The organism is bacterium (assembly GCA_040753555.1).
GTDB lineage: Bacteria > UBA9089 > UBA9088 > UBA9088 > UBA9088 > JBFLYE01.
Map to the genome: position 1 here is coordinate 1 of JBFMDZ010000223.1, position 3,240 is coordinate 3,240.

Sequence of the window (3,240 nt, forward strand, 5' to 3'; positions counted from 1 at the left end):
CATAGAGGCTGCCATCTTTAGAAAAGGCACATGCGCCTCTTGATTTTATATTATCTATTCTCTTGGTGAGGCTTCCCGAAGGGTCATAGAACCATAGACCGATGTTGTAATCTGAAATATGGCCTGGAAGGGAAGGACGGGTTGCCACCACTCTACCATTGGGAGATATTCCAAAAGACTCAGGAACCTTTTTTATCTTGTAAAGGGTATTTCCTAAAGCCTCCTTCAATTCAAGGATAGTTTCTCCTTTCTCATAATACCTCTTTAGGTCATCAACCGATTGAATAGCAACATACCTTCCATTCTCTGAGAGATACATACTGGTTTTTTCTGGCGTCTTCATCTCAGAGATTATCTCTCCCTTTTCATTAAAAAACTTTATTACGCCCTTTCCTGTCTCAACTGCCTTAAGAGAAAAAGAGGGCTCAGCCAATCCCTCTGTTTCTGTTCCCAGAGAACTTGGCTTTAGCTCACTACAGACCTTGCGTAGCCCATCTTCAAATTCCTTCTCCCAAATAGGCTCAAGGGTAAAACTCCCTTTCTGCTCCTCTGCCCAAATGGTTGATACTGCAACCATCATTCCCAAAACTATCCCAATAATCCTTCTTTCCATCTCTTTACCTCCTATTTTATAATCATAGACTTAACAACAGAAAAATCATCTGTTTTCATTTTATAAAAGTATAATCCATTGGATACATTTTGTAAAGCATTATTTTTTAAATCCCAGAATATTGCACCTCCTTCCTTTGCTTGGGTATGTCGTAACATCTTCTGCTACAGTAGTTATTTGACTGTATAAATTGCCCATTATCTTTCTTTCTATCTTAAATCCATCCTCATTGTTAGAGTTATCCTGCCAGGAGAGGATAATCTTGTCATCAGAGATGGCGGTTGCTTGAAGATTGGTTGGTTTAGCCAGAGGAACAGGGGAAAGCTCGAAATTAAGCTGGGTTTCCTCCCCTGACCTTACCCTTACTCCATATCTTGTCTCAGATGTATAATTCACACAAGATGCAGTAACATTATAATCTCCTGGTGGCAATGAAAATTTATAAGCTCCATGGTTATTTGTATAGGCAATATATCCTAAGCCAGCATCTACCTTTGCTCCTTGGATGTTCGCTCCTGTTGCCCTATTTCTCACTGTGCCTGTAATATATCCTAGCCTCTCTATAGTTATATCTAATGTATTGGTATAATTCCAGCTAACATTAAAAGGAACATCTTGCACACTCGTATATCCATCCTTTGAAACCTCTATGCTATATGTTTCACCAGCAATATGCTCTATTGTATAGTAGCCATTGGAGTCAGTAGTGCCACTCCCCACCACTTCACCCCGCCAATCCTTAACCACAATGGATGCACCCCCTACTGGATTTCCTTCTCTATTGATTGCTCTTATCCTCATTGAGGTTCTATTTGTCACCGCCACGGTTAGATCATCTGTTTTGCAGTTTCCGCAAACATCCCATGCTTTAACCCGAATCACATATTCTCCATCAGAAATGCCTGTTGTATCCCAACATTCATTACGGTCAGATGGCTCAACCACCCCATCATTATCGGTATTGGTAAGAATATAGTAAAAATCAGTATTACCTGAAAGCCCAATATCGTAAACCACATCAATCAGGTTATTGGGAGGCTGTTCTTCCGTTGCTTCCATTAAAATCCTCTCAGAAGATAAGGCTTGTGTCTTGTCTTTGTTTAGAATCTGATACCCTATCTTATATATCCCCGCATCATTCTTAAACCATTCCCCCCAAAACCACTTTGTCTGGTCAGATGCCTTAACGATAATATCAATCTTTCCACGAAGTTGCTTATTATTCATATACATTTGTGTATCTTCGCTATAGAACTTCCATTCATCTATCACTGGGTCACGATTATCCTCATAATCATCAAGGACTTGTAAAGGATTAAGCAGGCCTATATGGATACCCTTAGGATCAACGGTATTCTTCCACTTTCCAAACTCCAGATGATCATTTGCTATACCAAAGTCTACTGTCTTAGCCAGTCGGTCGTTTTTGGAGACGGGATCGTCTTTTTTCCAATCGGTTCCATCTGGCTTTTTAAAATGCGTTGTATGGCCATAATACCAGGCATTGGGACTATCTGATGTTTCCTTGACGCTAATCCAACAAAACTTTGGATTGAGAGGATCAATGTATATCCCTGCGATATACCCATTGTTAGAAGATGTGTAGATAACTGGTATTTCCTGGCCACAGGCAATATCACATCCATGGTGAAACATCCGGTCTATCCCATCATATCGATAATCCATATATGCGCCACCAAAGCATTCTTTGTCATTTGGGGTAACATTAACCGGCCAGGGTATGGCACATAGGGATAATGGGATGATGAGCATTCCGGTTAGGAATAAACCCAAGCTTGCCTTTTTAATCAAATCTTTCATTAGATAATCACCTCCTTAAGGTTTATTTTAGATTAAAGAAAACAATCTTCTCGTCTGTTATCATAAACAATTGCTTTCCGTCAGGGCTAATCTCTAAAACGACATCCCCCATATATGAATTTCCTATATTCTTTTCCATAATCTTATTGCCCGATTTATCAAACAGCCAGATATATCGGTCAGGCCGGATAATATAATTAGAATTAGGAACTTCATATATACCGCCTACCGCGATAAGCTTAGCATCTGATGAGAGGCTTACAGAATAAATACAGAAGGGAAAACCAAAAGAATGGCTCCACAAAAGCTCTCCTCTATTTGTATCAAAGAAATAGAGATTGCGGTAATCAGTGGTGGCTAAATATTCTCCTTCCGGAGAGAAAGAAAGATAATCTTTCCTTCTTCCCAAAATCCCGGTTGTTTCATAGCTAAACTCCACACTATATGTGCCAAGGAGGTTCCCTTCTTGGTTGAAGATATAAAGATAATAGGATGAAGCCTGTCCTTCTTCTTGCGGAGAACCCTCAGAACATACTGCAATGAACCTTTTATCATCAGAGATTTTGATATTATAAAAATATTCCATATTGTCTATCTTGTATCTCCAGAGCTCTTCCCCTTTTGTGTTAAACACAACGAGGCTGTTTTTTCTGCCCTTGAATGATTCATCCCTTTTTTCTAAAATAGATACAGCCACATAGAGGCTGCCATCTTTAGAAAAGGCACATGCGCCTCTTGATTTTATATTATCTATTCTCTTGGTGAGGCTTCCCGAAGGGTCATAGAACCATAGACCGATGTTGTAA

General features: G+C 39.7%; 3 protein-coding genes. All 3 read right to left on the bottom strand.

Features of this window, described 5'->3' with window-relative positions; translation table 11 throughout:
• Positions 1–613 (bottom strand): hypothetical protein (locus tag AB1630_11615; GenBank protein MEW6104439.1); only part of this gene is annotated, 613 nt, incomplete at its 3' end.
• 99 nt (positions 614–712) lie between these two features.
• Positions 713–2,434, bottom strand: coding sequence for a carboxypeptidase-like regulatory domain-containing protein (locus AB1630_11620; protein MEW6104440.1), 1,722 nt, complete (start codon positions 2,432–2,434; stop codon positions 713–715).
• Between the two features lie 22 nt (positions 2,435–2,456).
• On the bottom strand, positions 2,457–3,240 hold a 784-nt coding region (locus AB1630_11625), incomplete at its 5' end, for a hypothetical protein (GenBank protein ID MEW6104441.1).

Excerpts from the sequence above, each read along its gene's own strand:
- AB1630_11620 (MEW6104440.1), bottom strand. The coding sequence starts at position 2,434 with ATGAAAGATTTGATTAAAAAGGCAAGCTTGGGTTTATTCCTAACCGGA.